The organism is Thermoanaerobaculia bacterium, from assembly GCA_035593605.1.
In the GTDB taxonomy this organism is placed as follows: Bacteria; Acidobacteriota; Thermoanaerobaculia; order UBA2201; family DAOSWS01; genus DAOSWS01.
On the sequence record DAOSWS010000003.1, the window covers coordinates 146,636 to 167,649 of the forward strand.

A 21,014-nucleotide genomic window follows, 5' to 3' on the forward strand; every position below is an offset into this window, starting at 1 on the left:
GATGAAAGTTAAACGACTTCACATTTTATATCTTGCTGGATTATTAATTTTCCTTCCCTTCATTCTGACAGCCTCGGTGCTGGAGACCAAGACCCTGGATCGGACCGAGGAAGCAGTGGTTCTAAAGGGGAATCAGCTGCCTGACTATTACGGCCTGATGGTTAACAACAGCGATCCGACCCTCTCCCCCAACCAGATCTTCGTGTGGGCATACGACGAGGGATCGGGCTGGAGGCAGGTTGTCTTCCAGATCGATGAAATCAATAATGCCAGACCGACTACACCACCTCCAACCTGCGAAGGCGGATATAACGTGGGGCAGGGCCCGAACTACATGGAGGGGGATGACGGCCTCTGGGATTCTAACGATGATCTTGTCTTCATGAGCGGGGAAACGGGGGATCGAGTATCTCTGGATGAGTGGGCACCGGATGCCGTGATTACGGCCCCGCGTTACGAGATCACGATCACAGATTCCTCCATTAATCCCGTGAAAAAAGGATGGGTCTACATTTTCCGTTATGACAGTGTTCCCGTATGGACTCAGGAAGATTATGTTTCGTGGAACGAAACCTCCAATACGGTCTCTGCAGATTTCTACGGAGTGGACTATCCCGATTCCCACACCAGCGCCCTCTACTTCACCAACCTCAATGTCACTCCCGCCGCAGGGGGTACCGGAACCAACCTGGTTCAAAAATCCCTCTGGTACTGGTGGGGAGGTTTCGGCCAGGAGTGCAGTTCAAACGAGACAGAGATCCGCACCGAAATTACCGTGACGGGCGGCGACTGTGGAACGATGGTCTTTCCCTGGTACGCCAAGGATGGACGGGTCCGCATACTGCGATACTTTATCTGGATGCCATACCGGCCCTGGTCATTTTCATGCTATGTGCTTTCTAACGGAGTCGGGATGTGGCCCTGTGTTCATCACTTCTATTACCGATCGTACTGGAAGGAAGATCACAACGACAAATGGCACGGTGGCAGCAGCCATACAGATTATTGGTACTCAACGATTAACCATGCAAGTTCGACAACGATGACTTTTTACGACAGCAATGGCGAGACTGCGACGATCGATGGAGTCGCAGAGACACTGGCTGCAACACCACTCTGGACCTGGTACCAGGTTTCATCTCCCTATGGAAGCTATATCAAAGTATTGCGGGATACGGCAAAGGTCGTGAGCCCGGACAACAGGAAAAACCTCTATACAGATAGCGGGACCGGGGCAAGGGGTAATGCCGGCTACCACATTGAAGATCCCACTGAATCAACTGAAAACGCATGGGATCATTTCTATTATTTCTTTCTCCCCGCCAATGCTTCCAACCAGGGGGAGCTTTACAATACAATTGTGGATTTGCCTCTTGTGTCATCTTCCACGGATCAATCCTTCGCGGTCCCTCCCGAAAACTTCGATGGGATTCAAAGTGCTACGGATGTCAACGGAGCCTGCGAAGACGAAGGGGTGGAAATCACCTGGGACAACGTAGTGGACTGGAACGACAGCTGCAGCGCCGACTGCACCAACCGAAAGTTCGTCATTACCCGTTCGGGAACCCTGGTTCACGAGGAGTTCAACCTTACCCTCTCCTCCTGGACAGACACGTTGGGAGCCAATCGAACAACCTACGATTACGGCGTCGAAGCCTGCAATCAGAACAACAACTGCACCGATCTTGGAACAACCCTCGAGGGGGTGGACTACGTTTCCACGGCTCCTGTCCTGGGAACCTCCACCACGACGGCGGAAGATCACGATGAGTGCACCGGGGACGGCGTGGACATCACCTGGAACGACCCCTCCGACTGGCGCGATAACGGGGAAGGCTCCCGGCAGTTCGACCTCTACTGGGAGTCAGACGGCTACACCACTCCCATACAGACCGACGTGACTTCCCCACTCCTTTACGATGCGGTTGATGGAGAGAGTCATCAGTACCGGATCCGGGCCGTCAACGGCTGCGAACTCTTTGTCAACTACACCGCGAGTGCCGAAACGACGGATAACGTAGGCGACAATCCGACCCTGCCGGCAGACCCGCAGGTTGCTGTTGTCGATCTCGACGACTGTTCCCCGACGGGCCTTCAGATCTCCTGGAACCCTGTGAATCCCTGGGGAGATAATGGAGCTGGCACAAGCAAATACGACCTCTACTGGTCCAGGGACGGATATACCACTCCTATCGTGGCCAATGCCACCTCCCCGGTCACCTACGTTCCGCCCGACTCCACGCCCAGCACCTATCGGGTGATCGCGACCAACGGCTGTTCCCTGACCGCAACCTACACCGATGGGATTGGCGCCGACACTGAAACGGCTCCCAACTTTGCCGGGGTCCAGAGTGTCATCGATTCCGACGGTTGTGCCCAATCCACGCTGACGATTTCATGGCTGGACGTCGAGGGAGACGGTCCCGAGGGGTGGAATGACGGCGGTTCCGGTGCAGGACCGAGGGTGTATCACATCTACCGGGATATGGAGGAAATTCCCGGGTCCCCTGTTCCGGACGGGATCACTTCAATCACGGACCAGCCGCCTGCTCCCGGTACGCCATATACCTACACCGTCCATGCTGTCAACATGGATGGATGTTACCGGGCAGGCTTAAGCCTCCCGGGAAGCGACCTCGTCGCAGGGCCGCCCGTTGCCGCATTGGCAGAGACACAGGCTTCCGACGAGTGTGGTCGGGATGAAGATCCAGCCCAGGGTGTCCTCATTTCCTGGGATCCCGTGACAGACTGGGGAGACAACGGCACCAACACACCAAACCGCAGGTATTACCTTTACTTCAGTGGGAATAACTTTGCCGCTCCCATCGCGATTGCACTGGAGGGTACGACATCCCTGACCTTCAACCCTGTGGATAATGTCCCCTACACCTACGGAATCACAGCCCGGAACGGCTGCAGCCAGATCCTTACCTATGATCCCAGTACTCCCGTTTTTGACAAGACTTCCTGCTCCCCATCCTGCACGGTGATCCTGGATGACGATTTTGACACGGTAAACAGCTTCACGGAAGATTGCCAGACCCGAAACTTATGGAACCAGACGGCAGGAGTGGGAAATGGAGGCTCAGCAGCATGGCAGGCCGACCTTCAGGGAAATCAGGAAAGAAACGAGGTCGCCTGCCTTCGAATGAGCAGCAATTTACAGATCATGTGGACCACGGACGTAAAACTTCGATTCTGGTCCTCCGTGAACCTTCCGGCCAGTGATGCGGGTGTTGTGGAGATCTGGACAGACGATTCGAACCTCTGGCGAAAAATTACGACGATCCCGTATCCTGCCCCCAGTGCCACAGTCTCGGATTACCTGGACGATGGGACCGGATCGTGCGCGACGGACGTCGTCATCCAGAACCAGCCGGCCTTTCAGGGAAGCGTCCCGGGCTTTGTTTACGAAGCCCGGCTGGACGGCTACCTCTCCTCTTCCACGACTCAGATTAACATCGGGTTCCGCGTGGCTTCCGATGGCGACAGCAATGCCTCCACCTGGACGATCGACGACGTGATGATCGGGTACGGCATTGCCGACAGTGTCTGGTGGTGGTCCCTCTCCGGTGATCTCTCTTCCGGGGTGGTGAAATCGGGCACAGAGGAAGCAAACTTCAGCTGGGAGGATGCCGGGATATTTCAGAACGACGAATTCCGCATCTACCGTAGCGACAACCCGGCAGACATAAGGAATGATCCATCCTCCGTCCTCAAATGGACGGAACCGGATACCGATGCCGATGTCTACACATGGACTTCCGACGACGGTAAGCCCACCGAAGGCCAATGCTGGTATTATAAGGTCTATGGCTACAAAGTCCCGTGTGGCGAGAGCAACCCGGGGGAAAACTGATACTGCGGGTATGACCTACAAGTATCCGCAAAAGAAACATGGGGTCTCACCCAAGAGAAAGGACTTTTACCAGCGAAGGCAAAAGGAGCGCCGTAAAAATCGCTGGAAAGCTCTGGCCATTTTCCTGGGCTTGATCGTCATTCTCTGCTTCATCCTCTTTTATCGATAGAATTCACTTCTGTTTGATGACTGCAAGTTGCGTTTCCATCCTGAACCCCTTACACTAAGGGTTCACCATGGATTCCACAGGCGAATACAACAGCAAACGATCCCCCTTTTCTCCTTATGACCGGAATATTCCATAATCTGAGAAATTTTTTCTTCCCCGTAGAAAAGGGACAGAAACTGGGTACCTTTTTGGGTGTCTTCACACCCTCCATTCTGACCATTCTGGGGGTTATCCTCTATCTTCGTATTGGATGGGTGGTCGGTTCGACGGGCCTCATGCCCGCTCTGCTTATTGTCGTCATTGCCAATTCAATCACCCTCGCAACGGCGCTCTCCGTTTCCGCCATTGCAACCAATATGTTTGTGGGTGCGGGCGGGGCTTACTACATCATTTCCAGGAGCCTGGGTCTTCAGATCGGAGGTGCCATCGGATTCCCCCTCTTTCTGGCCCAGACTTTTTCGGTGACCCTGTATGCCTTCGGTTTCGCAGAAAGCCTTCGGATCCTCTGGCCGGAAATCCCCCTGCAGCCCGTCGCTGCCCTGACCGTCCTGCTTGTCTCCTTTATCTCCGGACGTGGTGCGGGACTGGCCCTTAAGCTCCAGATTCCGATCATGATCCTTGTTGTCCTCTCTCTCCTCTCTCTGGCAGGCGGACTGACGGGTCCCGTTGAACTTAAAACCGGTTTTTTTCAGGGAGTGCCTGGATCCCCATCCTTCTGGTACGTCTTTGCCGTGTTCTTCCCGGCCGTTACCGGCATTATGGCGGGGGTCAGCCTCTCGGGCGACCTGAAAAACCCGACCCGGAGCATTCCCCGCGGAGCCCTGGCGGCTGTTCTTACGGGATTCATCGTCTACCTGATTGTGCCGATCATCCTGGCTGTTTCTGCGGATTCCACATCCCTCGTAAAAGACCCTCTGATCTGGATGAAAGTTTCGGCGGTCCCGTTCCTGATCCTTCCCGGACTCTGGGGAGCTATCCTTTCTTCGGCCATCGGCAGCATTCTGGGAGCTCCTCGAACGCTTGAAGCTCTCGCGGATGACGGTGTACTTCCCCACATTATTGGAAAAAATTCTCGATTCGGGGGCATCGGAATGGCCCATATCGTATCGAGTGTGGCAGCCTTGATCGGAGTCGCCATGGGAGACCTGAATGCGGTGGCTCCAGTCTTGACCATGTTTTTCCTCACAACCTACGGGATGGTGAATCTGGTCGCAGGCCTGGAACAGCTCAGCGGCGCACCCTCGTACCGGCCAACGGTACGGATCCCGTGGATTATATCCCTGGCCGGCGCAGCCGGGTGCTTCTGGGTGATGTTTTTGATTTCCAGTACCGCATGCCTGATTGCGATTCTTTCAGAAGTCGGAATCTATTTTATTCTTCGAAAAAGAGCCCTTACCGCATCCTGGGGAGATCTTCGCCATGGAGCCATGATCTCCCTCGCACGATCGACTCTCCTTCAGCTTCGACGTCTTCCTTCGGCGCCACGCAACTGGAGACCCCACATTCTCGTCTTCGCAGGCGATATCAATCGGAGAATCGACCTTGTACGTTTTGCCGCATGGCTCAACCAGGGTCGCGGTATTCTCACCGTGAGCCGCTTGATCGTGGGCGAGCTGGAAGAGCTGGCCTCTTCCATTCCGGATGAAATGGAACGGACACAACAAAGGCTGGAAGAGGCAGGATTAACAGCCTTTCCCGAAGTGGAAGTCGTCTCCTCTTTTGAGGAGGGTGTCATATCCACGATTCAGGCTCATGGAATCGCGGGGATTTCATCCAATACGATCATGTTCGGCTGGAGTGAAAAGCGGGAACGGCTGATCAGCCATCTGCGCATTCTCAGAAAAGCCAGTCTGCTGGGTAAATCAACGGTAATTTGCAGGATTCGTCCCAAGGAGTGGTCCCCCAGGGCCCGCAGGATCGACGTCTGGTGGGGTGGCCTGCAGAATAACGGGGATATGCTCCTCCTTTTCGCCTACCTTCTTACCGTGAACGCGGAATGGCGAAGTGCCAGAATACATGTCCGAAGCCTGGCATCTACAGCCATGATGAAAGAACAGACAGAGCGCACTCTCAAACGAATGCTGAAAGCGAGCCGAATTGAAGCGACCGTGGAGGTCACGCAAATCAGGGAAGGCGACTCAGTACAAGCAATGATCCACCGTCACTCCAGGGATGCCGATGTCGTCTTCATGGGACTTAGAGAACCCGGACACGACGAAGTTGCCAACTATGCAGATCGGTTAATTAATCTGGTGGGAGATCTGCCCACTGTTTTGCTTGTGCGGAACGCCAGCCCCTTTGCGGGTCACCTCCTTGGTGAACCAAACACACAGGAAAGTTGAAGATCTCGGAATGGAGTTACCCGTATTCATTCCATAAAGGACGGAAGCTATGCAATCTATTGAATGGATCTTCTCGCGAAGAAGCATTCGCCATTTTAAACCAGAAGTTATTGACGACAAGATTCTGACCTTACTCGTGAAGTGTGCCATGTACGCACCCTCCGCAGGGAATCAAAGACCCTGGTGCTATCTTGTCATTACCGATCGTGCCCTTCTCGACCAGATACCATTGGTTCACCCCTATGCCGCCATGTTGAAGGAGGCTTCCGCGGCAATTCTAGTTTGTGGCGATCCGGAAAGACAAAAGCATAGCGGGTACTGGGTCCAGGACTGTTCAGCGGCAACACAAAATATTTTATTGGGCGCACATTCGCTCGGTCTTGGTTCTGTCTGGCTCGGTGTCCACCCCAGAACAGAACGGGAGGAAGCCCTGCGTAAGCTTTTTTCGATTCCCGAACCCATCATTCCCTTTTCCCTGGTTGCCCTGGGATACCCGGCCACCTCGCCTGAAAACCCTGATCGATATGAAGGGGACAGGATTCGACATAACCAATGGAAATCACTATGGCAACTTGCTCCGGATTAGTATAAAACCAGGGGCAGACGCCGCTTTACAAGCGGCAGATATTATAAAAAACAGCAAGGTCCCGGTTTCCCGGGACCAGCCCCCAATTTCCTTTCATTCCGACAAATATCTTGTGAAGAGTATCACAGGCCTTACACCCTGTCAACCCGGGGTTCTGTTTCTTTTATTTCTTAAATATACAAGGCTTCTTATTATTCATATGTACATGCGGACATTTACATTCCGCCTTCTTGCATTTGTTTTCACGATAAGTTTTCGCCTGCACAATGTCCGTATCCCTATTGCAGGATGGCCAGTAGACGCGATATACTGAGGGACTGAAACAAGGAGGGGGACTCATGACCGATCAAAAAAAGAGCGAGAGCGACAAGCGGGCAATCTTCGACCACATTGATTCGATTTTCAGGGCCTTTGCCGACAAAGACAAGGAAGCCCTGATCCAGACACACATGGAGAACTGGCAGGGATTTACCGTACGCTCCAGGACGGTTGTCCGGGACCGGGTCCAGTACCTCGAAGAAATCGGAAATTTCCTGGAGCATCAGCACTGGCTTTCGTATGAAATTCTTGAAGAACAGACTACATTTCATGGTGACACGGCCATCGTCACCTACATTGCCGCCATTACAGGGGAAGATTCTCACCATGCCCCCTTTGAAAGCAAACTCCGGATTATGGATATATACGTTAAAACATCGGGTAAATGGAACCTGGCCGCATCCAGCGTCAGTCTTCACCCCGATGCCATTGACCGCCATCTGACGGCCGCCATCCGGGCCCGTCAAAATAATTAATGTAATATGTGACTTTTTACACATGTTCAAACTTGACATCCAGTATTTATGGTATAAAATCCATTGATTTATATTTAGAAATTATTCACAATAAAGATCAGGACCACGTCATGAGTAAACCTAAAACTCCATCGAAGCTCCAGTCGTACCGCGAACAACGCGCAATCGTGGAAGCCGGGGGAGGCAAAAAGAAGATCGACTCCCAGCATACACGCGGGAAAATGACGGCACGAGAGCGATTACAATCCCTCTATGATCCGGATTGTTTCGTGGAGAATAAGACTTTCATCCGTCATCGATGCCACCAGTTCGGCATGGATAAGGTTGAAATTCCTGCGGATGGCGTGGTCACCGGCGGCGGCCTTGTCAATGGTCGCCTGGTATATGCCTTCAGTCAGGATTTCACATGCAGCGGCGGAGCCGTGGGCGAAATGCACGCTCAGAAGATTGTCACCATCATGATGGATGCTCTTAAATGCGGCGCTCCCGTCGTTGGGTTCAATGACAGCGGTGGAGCAAGAATCCAGGAGGGAGTTGACTCTCTGAGCGGGTATGGAAAGATCTTCTATGCCAACACACTGCTCAGCGGCGTCGTTCCACAGATATCCATCATTGCAGGGCCCTGTGCCGGCGGTGCAGCATATAGTCCCGCCCTGACCGATTTTATTATCATGGTCAAAGGAATCAGTCAGATGTTTATTGCCGGGCCCAGCGTCATCAAGGCGGCTACCGGAGAGACCGTTTCACCGGAGGAGCTGGGTGGAGCCATGACTCACGCCACAACAAGCGGAAACATCCATTTTGTCGCAGAGAACGATCTGGATGCAATCCAGATCGCAAAACGCCTTCTTTCCTTCCTGCCTTCCAATAACCTCCAGGACCCACCCTCGATCCCGATCGAGGACCTTGTGGTTGAACCGGATGATGCCATGAATGACCTCGTACCGGATGATCCCAGGGCCCCGTACGATATGCATACCGTCATCTCTCACCTGGTGGATCGGGGGGACTTCCTGGAAATCCAGCGCGAGTTTGCTCCGAATTTAATTATTGGACTGGCCCGGATGGGAGGGCTCACGGTCGGCCTGATCGCCAATCAACCCATGCATCTTGCGGGAGTCCTGGACATCAACGCCAGCGACAAGGGAGCCCGTTTCATTCGATTTTGCAATGCCTTTAACATTCCCATCATTAACCTTGTCGACGTTCCGGGTTTTCTTCCCGGTGTGGATCAGGAATACGGCGGAATTATTCGCCACGGGGCCAAACTTCTTTTCAGCTACTCCCATGCAACCATACCCAAACTCACCATTATCCTGAGAAAGGCCTATGGTGGTGCCTATCTGGCCATGTGCAGCAAAGATCTGGGTGCCGATAGAGTCTACGCATGGCCGACAGCGGAAATAGCCGTTATGGGAGCGGAAGGAGCGGCAGCCGTGGTATTCCGCCATGAAATCGAAGCTTCGAGCGATCCGGACACCTGCCTGAAGGATAAGATCGAGGAGTATAGAAGAGAGTTTGCAAACCCCTATGCCGCTGCCGGAAGGGGCTGTCTGGACAACATTATTGAACCTGCGGAGACCCGTCGGCTGATTATCATGGCCCTGACCGCTTTAAAGGCCAAGAGGGAAAGTCGACCTCCCAAAAAACATGGCAATATCCCACTGTAAGAAATGACTCACCCAATCTTCTATGCCCTTACTCTTCTTGTTATAGGAATGGGAGTCGTGGCGGCCTCCCTTTCTTTGATTCTTGTTACCGTCTGGCTGATCGGAAAGATGGACTCTCTTTTTGCAGCAACCAAAGTGAAAAAAAAGGCGGACGAAGCCGTAAAAGAGATCCCGGAGCATATACATGCCGTGCTGGTGGCTGCCGTTGCCACAGCCCTCGACAGGCCCCACATCATCCACCACATTCGAATGAGACCGGCCGGCGTTCAGGAATCGTGGTCTCAGATGGGCCGACTCGACATTATGCGGAGCCATAATCCCGCTTCTACAAAACCGTGAGTGTGAAGGACAGGAGGAAATCGTGAAACGTCTCAGGATTACCCTTGATAATAAAGTCTATGAGGTTACCGTTGAGATCCTGGAGGATGATGAGACTCACTATCCTGGATCCCCGGCCGCTGCACAGGGCTGGGTCCCTCCCACCCCTGCTCCATCTGCGCCCCCCCCTGCTCCGGCACCCCACCGTCGCCCCGTTCCTCCCTCATCTTCAGGGGATGTCCTGGCTCCCATCGTAGGGACTGTGAGAAAGATTCTCGTGGAAACGGGGAGTGAGGTACGGGAAAATCAGCCACTCATGGTGCTGGATGCCATGAAAATGGACACGTACATCAACGCTCCCCACGCCGGGACCATCGATCAAATCCTCTGCAAGATTGGAGACAGCGTTCAGGCCGGCCAGAAGGTCATGAGCTTTCAATAGTCCATGATTGACCACCTCATCCGGTACCTGGAAGCGACGGGGTTTTCAAACCTCACTCTTGATCATGTCATCATGATCGGTGTCGCATGTCTATTGATCTACCTCGCGATTGCGAAGAAATTTGAACCTCTCCTCCTGATTCCCATCGGGTTTGGAGCCCTGCTGATCAACCTCCCCGCCAACGGCCTCATGGCCCCTCCCCACGGAGAAGAAATTGGAGGCCTTTTCTGGTACATCTACCACGGCATTAAACTTGAAATATTCCCTCCTCTCATCTTCCTTGGAATCGGAGCCATGACCGATTTTGGCCCACTGATTGCGAACCCCCGCATGCTTCTTCTGGGAGCAGCAGCACAATTTGGCATCTTCGCAACTCTGCTGGGCGCAGTTGCCATGGGCTTTACCCCTACTGAAGCGGCTTCCATCGGCATCATCGGAGGTGCGGACGGACCCACATCTATCTTTGTATCTGCGAAACTGGCACCCCATCTCCTTGGGCCGATTGCTGTTGCGGCATATTCTTATATGGCCCTGGTTCCCCTGATTCAGCCCCCGATCATGAAATTATTAACGACAAAGCGGGAACGAAGGATCGTCATGGTGAATCTTCGAAATGTCAGCAGGATCGAAAAAATCCTCTTCCCAATTGCTGTAACTATCCTCTGCATTCTTCTTGTCCCCGCTTCTTCTGCCCTCATTGGTCTTTTGATGTTTGGAAATCTGCTCAGGGAATCCGGAATCGTAGAACGTCTTTCCAGGACCGCTCAGAACGAGATGATCAATATCATCACCATACTCCTTGGATTGAGCGTGGGAATGACCATGACTACCGATTTTCTGAGCTGGGGTACGATCAAGATTCTCATTCTCGGCGTGCTCGCCTTTTCCTTCGCAACAGCAGCGGGTATCCTCATTGCAAAGTTCATGAACCTGTTGACGAAAAACCCCATCAATCCCCTGATTGGAGCTGCGGGGGTATCGGCCGTTCCCATGGCTGCAAGGGTCGCTCACACTGTCGGGCAGAAGGAAAATCCACAAAATTACCTTCTCATGCACGCCATGGGTCCAAACGTGGCAGGTGTTATCGGAACCGCCGTGGCCGCCGGTGTCCTGATCGCCATTCTCAGCTGAAGATTCTGGATTTCGTTCGCTGCATCCCTTGGCATGATTCGTCAATTTCCCCCGCAGGGTAAATTCATTCAATCACCTATATTCAGGAGTTCAGGATGAAAAAACGAATAACCATATACAGGAACATTCGAGATTACTCGGGTATCGTTCTTGGCTCGGCTCTTATGGGAATGGGGATCGGTGTCTTTCTGGTGGATGCCAGAGTGGTCCCCGGAGGCGTCTCGGGTCTGTCCATGGCTGTCCATTATCTTTCACAGGGGCAGATTCCGGTCGGAGTTCTGATGTGGCTCTTTAATCTTCCACTCTTTCTGTGGGGAATCCGTGAACTGGGAAAGCGTTTTGGCGTTCGAACCTTTGTCGGATTTTCACTCTCCGCCGCGTGGGTCGACATCTTTCGAGGTGACTTTCCACTTTTTCATACTCCGGCGCTTCAGAAGACCCAGGCCGTTCAGGATCTCTTGAAGCACGACTTCTTTTTCATGATTCTCCTTGGTTCTGTTCTGCTGGGACTTGGACTGGGATTGATCTTTCGTTTCAAGGGAACCACGGGAGGATCCGATATCATCGCCGCAATATTCCAGAAGCGGTGGGGAATGAAACCTGGTCAGGTCATCATGTTTGTTGATTTCTTTGTGATCAGCTTCGCGGGCGTCATCCTGGCGACCCAAGATATTGCCGTAGAGCGTCCGGTAATGGTACTCACCCTCTTTGCCTTTTTTCTTCTCTTCGTCTCGTCCTATCTGATCGACGTCATTCTGGACGGGTTTAATTATGCTCGTGCCGCAGTCATTATTTCCGACAAATCCCAGGAAATCGCAGAAGCCATCATGGATGAACTTTCCAGGGGCGCCACGGCTCTGAAAGGTCGCGGCATTTACCGGAATATCGACCGAGAGGTCCTCTTTACCATCGTTACCCGGAAAGAGATCGGTTTGTTAAAGGAAATCGTCGAAGATATCGATCCATACGCCTTTGTAATTATCAACGATGTGCACGAGGTACTGGGAGAGGGTTTTCGAAGAAGGGTCGGATAGCGTCTTCTATCTGCCGACTTTTGCATAAACTTTTTACCGATCGCCGGTCTCTGGTTCTTCTTCCGAATTGACGGTTATGCTGTCCACCATAATTCCCAGGGGCCGATAATCGAGCCCGCCATCCAGCAGCGCCGGCTGGAAAGAATGCGTCTTTACCTCGACCAGCACGGGGCCGTTTCCCTTTGGAAGATGACAGGGCGGACTCTCCTGCCAGCTTCCAGTTACAAAGAAATCTCCAATCAGGACACCTTCACACCAGACACGAACCGGTAACGGGTTTTCCGGATTGCCTCCCGGACTCCAAAGAAATGTAAGAGAAGATCCACGCTTTAGAAGAAACGAGCTCTGACTCTCTGTCCATCGAAAAGTACGATCCCCATCTTTTTCCGGAAGGTGGCATCCGGCAACACGGAGGAAATCATCGGATCCCACATCCAGGCTCAAAGATGGTTGAACCTGGTTTTCGCTAATAACGGCGTATTCCAGTTTCACCGGAGTTGACAGGCCTTTCTTAAGGGGCGGTGTCCTCGCGGGAGGAATCCGATCGATAGAACCCTCAATCACCATTCCCGTCCCAAGTGGAGAAGAAAGAAGAAAACCCAAGGATTTCCGAATCGCCATAACTTTCTGGGCTTTCATCATCGCTTCCCCGTGGTGAAGATCAAGGCAAAAGATCGGGTAGTCCCTTAACTGTAAGGGAGAGACATATGGCCAGGACTGCTCGGTAGCAAGAGTCACAGAGCTTGCCGGAAGGAGATTGGAGAGTTGGTTCAGCATATTCAGATAGCCCTGACCCTGTCGGGTCAGGAGGGCCTCATGTTGAACATACCAGGGAGGCGTGAGAGCAAGAAAAAAGCACACAGACAGAAAGACGGGGCCAATCCGTCGAAATCTCGAAAGAAAAAAAGTAAAGAAGAATACACTCAGTGGAATCGTCAGGGGTAAGAATCTCCTGGCGGCAAATGGATAGAGAGGATTGTCGCCACTTCCCCACATAACATACAGAGTTACCAGTACATAGAGAAACGGAGCAAAAAGCTGCCAAGCTTTTCGAAACCTCCCTAACGTCCAGAGCAGTCCCAGGAATACAAGGATGAACCATGTCCGCCCCGCAAGTCTGGCCAGCTCCACAATATTATTACTCCCTCCCACCTCGATCGGCATCGGCCGTATCAGGGCCAGATAGATCGCACCTATCGAGAGAAGGATGATGACTATCCATGGAACGACCTCTTTCAACCGGTTCCAGATCAGCCGTAAAATCAGCAAAAGGAAAGCAATCCCAAGCAAAATAGAAAAGCTGCCCAGTGATAAAACCTGGGCAAGGTGGTTCTGAACATGAGCTCGCGCCAGAAAGGTATCAAGAAAAACAAAGGGTAATGGAAGGAAGACAACCGGCCAGGCTCGCTTTCGATGATCGCCCGAAACAAAGAGCAGAAAAAGAACCATTGAGGCCAGGCAGGACCATGCAAAAAATTTAACTCCCAGTGCGAGACCGAGTAGCACACCCGGAAGGATTGTTCCACAAAGGGTGGGTTTGCGTAGAAAGAAGATCATCCAGAGGATCCAGCCGCTCAACAGACCCGCCAGAAATACTTCGGCGCTCGGATATGCCAGAAAGAGAACGAACACCGGGTTTATTAACAGAGCCACCAGGGTGAGAAACGGGAAAACTCCCCTCATAAAGAGACGTGCAAGATTGTATATGGACAGGATCAGCAGGAAGGAACCAAGCAGATTGGCAGCGAGTGTTCCGTATAGTCCAAAAACCGTACTAAAGATAGCTCCCCATAAAGGGTAGACAGGAAAAAACTGAGGCATGACCCTGTTTCCCTGCACAACCCAGCCCGGGGCAATTTCCTCCCATGGATAGGCGTAGTGTGTTTTACGGATGAGGAGGTCGGAAGGAATATCACCTGGAATCATGCCTGTAAGCGAGAGATCCCAGGAGCCCGTTTGGGCCAGATGAAGAGCGGAGAAGGAGTAGACTCCTGCGTCTCCGGACGCATCGAAGGGTTCTCCCAGCGTGACAATAAAAATAACCAGGGCAAGAAGAAACAAGTTGCCCGGGATTCCGGCTCCCCGAAAGCTGACCGGGGAAACTTTCCGTACGGTGATCAAGATCAGGAAACCGGCCAAAAGTTCTATCGAAGCGATGAGAGCGACGGAAAAGCATCCCGCAATAAGAAGCAGAATTCCCAGAAGGGAAGTAACTCCCACGCTGGCAAAGAGAATAAAGGGAATTTGAAGCCGTCGCGGATATTGTTGAGGCAGAAGGGCCCAACCCGGGAAGAGGAGAAGGATCGGCAGAAGTAGAACCATCTGAAAGATGGTAGCATAGAGGCGTGAAGGTTGCCTATATCATCCCCTGCGCCCTCGGGCATACGCAGGTGGGATTTACTCTGGATCATGTGATGTCGCAATCACAAACGCCTGCTGAGGTCGTCGTTGTTGCCAACGGCTGGGATGGTCGACGTCTCCCCTCTCAATCCGGTGTTCGTGTCTTATCGATTCCCAGAAATGTTGGATACGATGCCGCCTGTAATCTTGGGATTTTATCCACTTCTTCCCCCTACGTTGCACTGATAAATGATGATGCTCTCCTTCCCGAAAGATGGGGGGAGCAATTAACGGGAATCATGGATAGAGAACGGACTCTCGCTGCCCTGACAGGCGTCAGTGATCCAGGAAACGGACAGCCTGTCTGCGCAGGCTCCCGCTGGAACAAGCGATTTCAGGCTGTTGAAACCGATGACCCCGGCGAAGTTGAGTTCCTTAATTTCACCGCTGTGCTTTTGCGCCGGGAGGCTCTGCTGCGGGCCGGTTTCTTTCCTGAAAGATACTTTGCCTATTATGAGGATGTCGATGCGACCCTGCGATTCACAACTCATGGATATCGCGTCCGCTCCATACCTGAAATTCGAGTGGCACATGCACCTTCCACTTCTGCCCCCATCCTTGGCAGCCGAAGGTGGGCCCTCCTGCTTCGAAACCGCTATTGGACTTTGTGCCGGCACTACGGATTTGGATTTCTGTTACGGCATTTCCCGCACCTTTTCCATGGAGATCTGATTCTATGGAAGAAACTTATCCTTCGGCCGGATCTTTTGATTTCCGCGTACGCCTCCATTCCAGCCTTCCCCCGGTGGTCTCATGGCTGAAGTTTCCCTGATCGTCGTTAACTACTACACAGCAGATCACCTGCGTGCCCTGGTCGAATCTGCCCGGGCTCATTCACCCTTTGCCCGTTATGAGTGGATCGTTGTGGACAATTCTCCCGGGGGAGAATCTCTCCCTTCAATTCCGGAACCATGCAGAGTAATCAGCCCGGGAAGGAACCTGGGGTTTGCAGCGGCGTGCAACCTGGCGGCAAAGGCCAGCCAGGCAGATTTCCTCTTCTTCTGTAATCCGGATATCACCTTTCTTGAATCTCTGGAACCTCTGATCTCCCTTCATGGAGGGAAATACCGCGGTGGAGTCCCGCTGATAAACCCACGACAGAGATTTCAGCTGCGGCGATTCCCCACACCTCTAAATTTCTTTGTTGACTTTTGCGGACCGGTCACGGTCTGGCCGGGTAATCCCTGGTCATCGCGCTATTACTATGACCACCACCCACCGGACAGACCCTTCCCCGTCCTGCAACCCGCAGCATGCGCTCTCCTGGTTGAACGTTCCGCCTATGAGGACCTGAGTGGAATGGATGAGGCATTTTTTCCTGCCTGGTTTGAAGATGTGGATTTTTCCTATCGATATTGGAAAAAGGGATATCGATTTCTCTGTGACCCCCGGGTAAGCATCGCCCATACCCTCGGAGTAAGTGCCGATCGAATCGGGCGTCAAGAATTCCTGAAAATTTACGCCAGGAACTACACCCGATTTGCCAGAAAGCACTTTAACGCCTCTACAAAACTGTTTTCCATGCTATTTCTGCGAATGGGAATGGCTCTCAGGGGAATCGGATCATGGTGACCGTGATTGTCGTGTCCCATAACTCACGGGAAGATTTGAAGATCTGCCTGGATTCCATTGCGAAGCAAAAGGTTGTGCCGGAACGCGTTATTGTCGTGGACAGCGCCTCGGATGACGATTCTGTCGATGTGGCCCTGGGTTCAGGGGTCGAAGCCATGGGATTGTGTGAAAATCTCGGATTTGGAGGAGCTTTCAATCGAGCACTTCCCGCGGTTCGTACTCCCTGGATTCTCCTGATGAACCCGGACATCCGTCTCGACGCCCACTTTCTGAAGGAAGTTTATCGTGCAATTCAGCGGAATGAATCAAAGCCCATCGCATCCATTCAGGGAAAGTTACTTCGTGCTGAGGGCCCGGAACTCACACCGACCCCATTTCTCGACTCGACGGGAATCCATTTCACCCCGTCCCTGCGTCACCTGGACCGCGGCAGCGGAGAAGAGGATCAGGGACAGTTTGAAGAGGAAAACTTTATTTTCGGCCCGACGGGAGCCTGTGCCATTTATCGAACATCCGCACTGATGGAAATCGGAGGCTTCGACGAAGATTTTTTCATGTACAGAGAGGATGCAGATCTGGCCTGGCGTCTTCAGTGGGCCGGTTACTCCTGCCTCTATCTTCCTTCCGCAAGGGCATGGCATCGACGTCGGGTACTTCCGGAACGGAGACGAAATCTCCCTGCCTGGATCAATTACCATTCCGTAAAAAACCGATTTCTGCTGAGGCTGAACAACCAGACTCTCTCTCATTTTATCCTCACCCTTCCCCTCAGTCTTCCGAGGGACCTGGGCATTATTTTGTATTGTCTCCTCCGGGAACGGAGCAGTCTGAAGGCCTATCCGTACGTCGTGAAAAACTTGTCCAGGCTTTACAGAAAACGTCGTGCTTTTCTTTCAAGACGAAAGATACCGACCCGATCGATTCTTCCCTGGTTCTGGGGACGAAAATGCGTATCGCCTTCATAGGATTTCGAGGTATCCCCGGAACCTATGGGGGGTTTGAGACACTTGTGGAACATATTGCTCCCGAGCTTGCCGGGAGAGGGCATGATGTGACAGTATATTGCCGGAAGGCGTTCAATACAGAAGGACTTACATCGTACCGCGGGACTCGTCTCATTACTCTCCCGGCCCCTCGATCAAAATACCTGGAGACCATCGTTCATACCGCCGCATGTCTCCCCCACATTCTTGCTTCCCGCTACGATGCCGTTATCGTCCTGAACGCGATCAACGCATTTATAACGCTGCCGATTCGGCTCAGCCCGACGAAAATCGCCCTGAATGTGGACGGTATCGAACGGCGAAGAAAAAAATGGAATCTTCTGGGCAAACTGGCCTACATGCTCTCAGAATATCTGGCCACGATCATCCCCCATGTGACCATCACGGACGCCGAAACCATTCAGACCTATTACCTGTCACGATTTGGAAAATCATCAACGTTACTGACTTACGGAGGTGATCTGTGCAGACCAGATGGGACCGGGATGCTCGAGGAAATAGATGTTTCACCGGGTCAATACTTTCTCTATGTGGCACGTTTTGAACCCGAGAACCATCCGGAAGCCATTCTCCGCGCACGATTGCTTTCCGGGGGGCAATGGCCTCTCGTCATGCTCGGATCCAACCCCTACAGACCGGGTTACGTAGAAAAACTGAAAGACATGGCACCCCAGAATACGCGCTTCCCCGGAGCCCGGTATGGCGAATCTTACAGGCAACTCCTTTTCCATGCAGGAGCTGTTGTGCTCGGATTTGAAGTGGGGGGAACGCATCCCGCCCTCGTGGAAGCCATGGGCGCATCCAGACCCATTATGATCAATGACACTCCGGAAAACCGCGAAGTGGGAGGAGAATCGGTAATCTATTTTGATGTCCGGGCCCCGGAAAATCTGGCTGCATCCATGGATGAGCTTGAAAAGAATCCACACATGCGTGATGAACTGGGCAGGCTCGCCAGGGAGCGGATGGAATCCCGATACACGTGGGCTCATGTGGTTGATGGCTATGAGACCATGCTCCGTGCGATGGTAAAATAGGGCAGATCCATGTTGAAACGACAGTGGCGTCTCATAACGGCCTTCGTCTTTCTCGTTGACCTCGGCCTCACGATTCTTGCATTCGCGCTGGCTTACCACCTGCGCAACAGGATCCTGCCCCTGACCTTCCCTGAACATTTCATCACAGGGCTTCATCCATGGGTTCGCTATAAGGAGTTGATCCCTGCCGTTATAGTAATCTGGAGCTTTTTTCTCTGGTATTTCGAACTCTACAAATCTCACAGAACTTCAACTCTCATCCGGGAGATGCTGGACATCGGGAAGGTCATCTTTTTTTCCACTCTGGTGCTTTCGGGTTATATCCTTTTCCTGAAAATTGACTTTATTTCACGTCCATGGCTGGGAATCTTCATGACCATGGATGCTCTCTTTCTTCTTGTTGAGCGGTTATTCCTCAGAATGGCTGCTCGCTGGGTAAGAAAACGAGGATTCAATTATCGAAATTTACTTATCGTGGGAGACGGCCCCAATGCAGTGAAGCTGGCAGAACTTATTCAAAGCCATCCTCACTGGGGTTACCGGTTTCTGGGCTATCTTTCTGATGGTACCGATCCATCAGCCGAACCCTCTCTGGGAAAACTTGAAGATCTTTCTGACCTCCTCACCCGTGAAGTTGTAGACGATGTCATATTCGTTGTAAACCGAAGAAAACTGGAAGACCTCCGTGATGCTCTGCTTACCTGCCAGGATGTCGGAGTGAATACAAGAATAGCCCTTCATACAATCCCTGTTCTGGGAGGAACGATCCACCTGGAAGAAATTGATCATACCCCCCTGCTTTCATTGAGCCGCACTCCATCCAATCTTTTTGCTCTTCTCATCAAGCGTCTGATTGACCTTGTTTTATCCCTGACATTTTCGATCCTATCCCTTCCGCTGGCTGCTCTCTTTGCTCTTTTCATAAAATGGGAAACTCCCGGACCCGTCATATACCGGCAGATCCGCGTAGGATTGAACGGCCGGCGTTTCAAACTCTATAAATTCCGTACCATGCAGGCCGATGCTGATCAACGTCTGGAAGAAGTCCGCCACCTGAACGAGATGGACGGACCTGTCTTCAAATCAAAATCCGACCCCCGAATTACAAAGGTAGGTCGTTTTTTGAGAAAGTTCTCTTTCGATGAGCTCCCCCAGCTATGGAACATCCTCAAGGGTGACATGAGTATCGTCGGTCCCCGCCCACCCATTCCGGAAGAGGTGGAGCAGTATGAAAAATGGCAGAGAAGGAGACTCTCTATGAAGCCGGGGCTCACCTGCCTCTGGCAGGTATCCGGAAGAAACAAGCTTGATTTCCAGAAGTGGATGGAGCTTGATCTGGCCTATATCGACAACTGGTCCCTCTGGCTGGATGCCGTAATCATGCTCAAAACGATCCCGGCCGTCCTTCTGGGTCGAGGTGCAAGGTAACCTGATTTCCTTACTGGCGTGCGAGCACAGAGATCATCCCACCCACTTCACTTTATCAAGGGCAATATAAAATATAGATCAAGAATCAGGCAGATCAATCCCGGGGCTTCTCTGCGACCAGCTTCACCTGTTCCAGGGGTCGGAATGGAGCTTTCCGGGGGACTCTGGCCAGTAAGACCCTGCGACAAGAAGCCGGTATGGAATCGACAATCCTTTCAACCATGGCAACCCACCTGAGTCTGAACGAAGAGGAAGCTTTCCCAAGTTCTGCGATGGCTCGAATTTTCGTGAATCCTGTCCTCCGTAGAGCAACCGCAAAGGTGCCATGGGTATATTCCTGGAGATGCAACCCTGACGCACGTTCACTGAAACCACGGGAGGAATCATGTGGACCATAAATCCTGTTGGGCGTCACCATGATGTATTGTCCGCCGGGTATCAGCAATTCAAAGACATCAGATAGATGACCCGGAAGATCGTCAGGGTGAAGATGCTCCACAAAATGGCAACTGAAGATAAGATCTACAGAAGCTGTCGCTACTTCCTTATGAAGTTGCTCCGATTGTACAAAACGAAAATTATGAGGCACCATATCCTCAGACAGGACAGGAGGAACCGCGTCTACAGCCCATACTTTGGTAAGCCGATCAGCCAGCGCCAGGCTGAGATAACATGATCCTGCGCCAATTTCTAAGAAACGGGTCGTATTGTTGAGGAACGGCTGTAACAGCTGTATCTGTAATCCCACCTGTTCGCGCTGTGCTTCCACGTAACCGGGTAATTCCACTTTCTGAAAGAGTTCTTTATATACTTCACCATAGAGTGTTTTACGTTGTTCGCCTGTCGCCTTCCACAACCGGCCCGCAAGTTCACGTTCGATTTCATAATTATTACGTAAACGTGCCGGATCCGCACTTCCTGGGGTATGATTCATGATTGATTCCTGACCTGAACTTTCAAGAACAACAAAATTTTAGTAATGATCATCATTTTATCAATTCTCGCATCGCCGGGCAAAAAACATTAAGAATTCTCCTCAGGCGCACTCATAGCCCTTGCCTGAAGATTTCCTCCCCGTCACGCCGTGTTTATCCCTTACGGATAGCTAAACCCTCCCGGGAGCGTGCCGTACTGGCCGTTGGGGTTCGTGACGATGACGTCCACCGTTCCAGATCCCGCCGGCACCACGCACTTCAGCTTTGTCGTGTTGATGAAGACTACGCCCGTC

General features: G+C 52.3%; 17 protein-coding genes. 15 read left to right on the plus strand and 2 right to left on the minus strand.

What is annotated here, in order from left to right:
* The first annotated feature begins 1 nt into the window (after position 1).
* From PLD04_02620 to PLD04_02665, 10 genes are all read left to right on the plus strand, one after another.
* Positions 2 to 3,859, plus strand: a complete 3,858-nt coding sequence (locus tag PLD04_02620) for a hypothetical protein (GenBank protein ID HXK67213.1) — start codon at positions 2 to 4, stop codon at positions 3,857 to 3,859.
* A 10-nt stretch (positions 3,860 to 3,869) separates the two neighbouring features.
* A complete protein-coding gene (locus PLD04_02625) occupies positions 3,870 to 4,028 on the plus strand; it encodes a hypothetical protein (protein ID HXK67214.1) in 159 nt (52 codons plus the stop codon).
* A 116-nt stretch (positions 4,029 to 4,144) separates the two neighbouring features.
* Positions 4,145 to 6,370 carry a Na-K-Cl cotransporter gene (locus PLD04_02630; GenBank protein HXK67215.1) on the plus strand — a complete coding sequence of 742 codons (2,226 nt, stop codon included), beginning with the start codon at positions 4,145 to 4,147 and terminating at the stop codon, positions 6,368 to 6,370.
* A gap of 49 nt (positions 6,371 to 6,419) precedes the next feature.
* Positions 6,420 to 6,956, plus strand: coding sequence for a nitroreductase family protein (locus tag PLD04_02635; GenBank protein ID HXK67216.1), 537 nt, complete (start codon positions 6,420 to 6,422; stop codon positions 6,954 to 6,956).
* Between the two features lie 338 nt (positions 6,957 to 7,294).
* Positions 7,295 to 7,750: a nuclear transport factor 2 family protein gene (locus PLD04_02640; GenBank protein ID HXK67217.1), complete on the plus strand. Its 456-nt coding sequence runs from the start codon at positions 7,295 to 7,297 to the stop codon at positions 7,748 to 7,750.
* Between the two features lie 110 nt (positions 7,751 to 7,860).
* Positions 7,861 to 9,420 carry a carboxyl transferase domain-containing protein gene (locus tag PLD04_02645; protein HXK67218.1) on the plus strand — a complete coding sequence of 520 codons (1,560 nt, stop codon included), beginning with the start codon at positions 7,861 to 7,863 and terminating at the stop codon, positions 9,418 to 9,420.
* 3 nt (positions 9,421 to 9,423) lie between these two features.
* Positions 9,424 to 9,759: an OadG family protein gene (locus tag PLD04_02650; GenBank protein ID HXK67219.1), complete on the plus strand. Its 336-nt coding sequence runs from the start codon at positions 9,424 to 9,426 to the stop codon at positions 9,757 to 9,759.
* 22 nt (positions 9,760 to 9,781) lie between these two features.
* Entirely contained in the window at positions 9,782 to 10,180 is a 399-nt protein-coding gene (locus tag PLD04_02655; protein HXK67220.1) for an acetyl-CoA carboxylase biotin carboxyl carrier protein subunit, read from the plus strand.
* 3 nt (positions 10,181 to 10,183) lie between these two features.
* Entirely contained in the window at positions 10,184 to 11,311 is a 1,128-nt protein-coding gene (locus tag PLD04_02660) for a sodium ion-translocating decarboxylase subunit beta (GenBank protein HXK67221.1), read from the plus strand.
* 95 nt (positions 11,312 to 11,406) lie between these two features.
* Entirely contained in the window at positions 11,407 to 12,345 is a 939-nt protein-coding gene (locus PLD04_02665) for a YitT family protein (GenBank protein HXK67222.1), read from the plus strand.
* A 33-nt stretch (positions 12,346 to 12,378) separates the two neighbouring features.
* Here PLD04_02665 and PLD04_02670 read toward each other — a convergent pair whose 3' ends face one another.
* Positions 12,379 to 14,667 carry a hypothetical protein gene (locus PLD04_02670; protein ID HXK67223.1) on the minus strand — a complete coding sequence of 763 codons (2,289 nt, stop codon included), beginning with the start codon at positions 14,665 to 14,667 and terminating at the stop codon, positions 12,379 to 12,381.
* A 23-nt stretch (positions 14,668 to 14,690) separates the two neighbouring features.
* Here PLD04_02670 and PLD04_02675 point away from each other — a divergent pair, with 23 nt between their 5' ends.
* The 5 genes from PLD04_02675 to PLD04_02695 are packed head-to-tail and all read left to right on the plus strand — an operon-like array spanning position 14,691 to position 19,786.
* On the plus strand, positions 14,691 to 15,506 hold the full coding sequence (locus PLD04_02675) for a glycosyltransferase (protein ID HXK67224.1): 816 nt from the start codon (positions 14,691 to 14,693) through the stop codon (positions 15,504 to 15,506).
* On the plus strand, positions 15,499 to 16,317 hold the full coding sequence (locus PLD04_02680; protein HXK67225.1) for a glycosyltransferase: 819 nt from the start codon (positions 15,499 to 15,501) through the stop codon (positions 16,315 to 16,317). The genes PLD04_02675 and PLD04_02680 overlap by 8 nt, the downstream gene beginning before the upstream one ends.
* On the plus strand, positions 16,311 to 17,282 hold the full coding sequence (locus PLD04_02685) for a glycosyltransferase family 2 protein (protein ID HXK67226.1): 972 nt from the start codon (positions 16,311 to 16,313) through the stop codon (positions 17,280 to 17,282). Before PLD04_02680 ends, PLD04_02685 begins: the two co-directional genes overlap by 7 nt.
* A complete protein-coding gene (locus tag PLD04_02690; protein HXK67227.1) occupies positions 17,264 to 18,358 on the plus strand; it encodes a DUF1972 domain-containing protein in 1,095 nt (364 codons plus the stop codon). Before PLD04_02685 ends, PLD04_02690 begins: the two co-directional genes overlap by 19 nt.
* Positions 18,359 to 18,367: 9 nt before the next feature.
* Entirely contained in the window at positions 18,368 to 19,786 is a 1,419-nt protein-coding gene (locus PLD04_02695; GenBank protein HXK67228.1) for a sugar transferase, read from the plus strand.
* A gap of 94 nt (positions 19,787 to 19,880) precedes the next feature.
* On the opposite strand, the gene PLD04_02700 is transcribed toward PLD04_02695, so the two are convergent.
* Positions 19,881 to 20,720, minus strand: coding sequence for a class I SAM-dependent methyltransferase (locus PLD04_02700; GenBank protein ID HXK67229.1), 840 nt, complete (start codon positions 20,718 to 20,720; stop codon positions 19,881 to 19,883).
* Positions 20,721 to 21,014: the final 294 nt, after the last annotated feature.

What these genes read in the sequence shown, in the direction of transcription:
- PLD04_02685 (HXK67226.1), top strand. Translation starts at nt 16,311, where the DNA reads ATGGTGACCGTGATTGTCGTGTCCCATAACTCACGGGAAGATTTGAAG.
- PLD04_02670 (HXK67223.1), bottom strand. Translation starts at nt 14,667, where the DNA reads ATGGTTCTACTTCTGCCGATCCTTCTCCTCTTCCCGGGTTGGGCCCTT.
- PLD04_02690 (HXK67227.1), top strand. Translation starts at nt 17,264, where the DNA reads ATGCGTATCGCCTTCATAGGATTTCGAGGTATCCCCGGAACCTATGGG.
- PLD04_02630 (HXK67215.1), top strand. Translation starts at nt 4,145, where the DNA reads ATGACCGGAATATTCCATAATCTGAGAAATTTTTTCTTCCCCGTAGAA.
- PLD04_02640 (HXK67217.1), top strand. Translation starts at nt 7,295, where the DNA reads ATGACCGATCAAAAAAAGAGCGAGAGCGACAAGCGGGCAATCTTCGAC.
- PLD04_02695 (HXK67228.1), top strand. Translation starts at nt 18,368, where the DNA reads ATGTTGAAACGACAGTGGCGTCTCATAACGGCCTTCGTCTTTCTCGTT.
- PLD04_02645 (HXK67218.1), top strand. Translation starts at nt 7,861, where the DNA reads ATGAGTAAACCTAAAACTCCATCGAAGCTCCAGTCGTACCGCGAACAA.
- PLD04_02625 (HXK67214.1), top strand. Translation starts at nt 3,870, where the DNA reads ATGACCTACAAGTATCCGCAAAAGAAACATGGGGTCTCACCCAAGAGA.
- PLD04_02665 (HXK67222.1), top strand. Translation starts at nt 11,407, where the DNA reads ATGAAAAAACGAATAACCATATACAGGAACATTCGAGATTACTCGGGT.
- PLD04_02680 (HXK67225.1), top strand. Translation starts at nt 15,499, where the DNA reads ATGGCTGAAGTTTCCCTGATCGTCGTTAACTACTACACAGCAGATCAC.
- PLD04_02650 (HXK67219.1), top strand. Translation starts at nt 9,424, where the DNA reads ATGACTCACCCAATCTTCTATGCCCTTACTCTTCTTGTTATAGGAATG.
- PLD04_02620 (HXK67213.1), top strand. Translation starts at nt 2, where the DNA reads ATGAAAGTTAAACGACTTCACATTTTATATCTTGCTGGATTATTAATT.
- PLD04_02700 (HXK67229.1), bottom strand. Translation starts at nt 20,720, where the DNA reads ATGAATCATACCCCAGGAAGTGCGGATCCGGCACGTTTACGTAATAAT.
- PLD04_02635 (HXK67216.1), top strand. Translation starts at nt 6,420, where the DNA reads ATGCAATCTATTGAATGGATCTTCTCGCGAAGAAGCATTCGCCATTTT.
- PLD04_02660 (HXK67221.1), top strand. Translation starts at nt 10,184, where the DNA reads ATGATTGACCACCTCATCCGGTACCTGGAAGCGACGGGGTTTTCAAAC.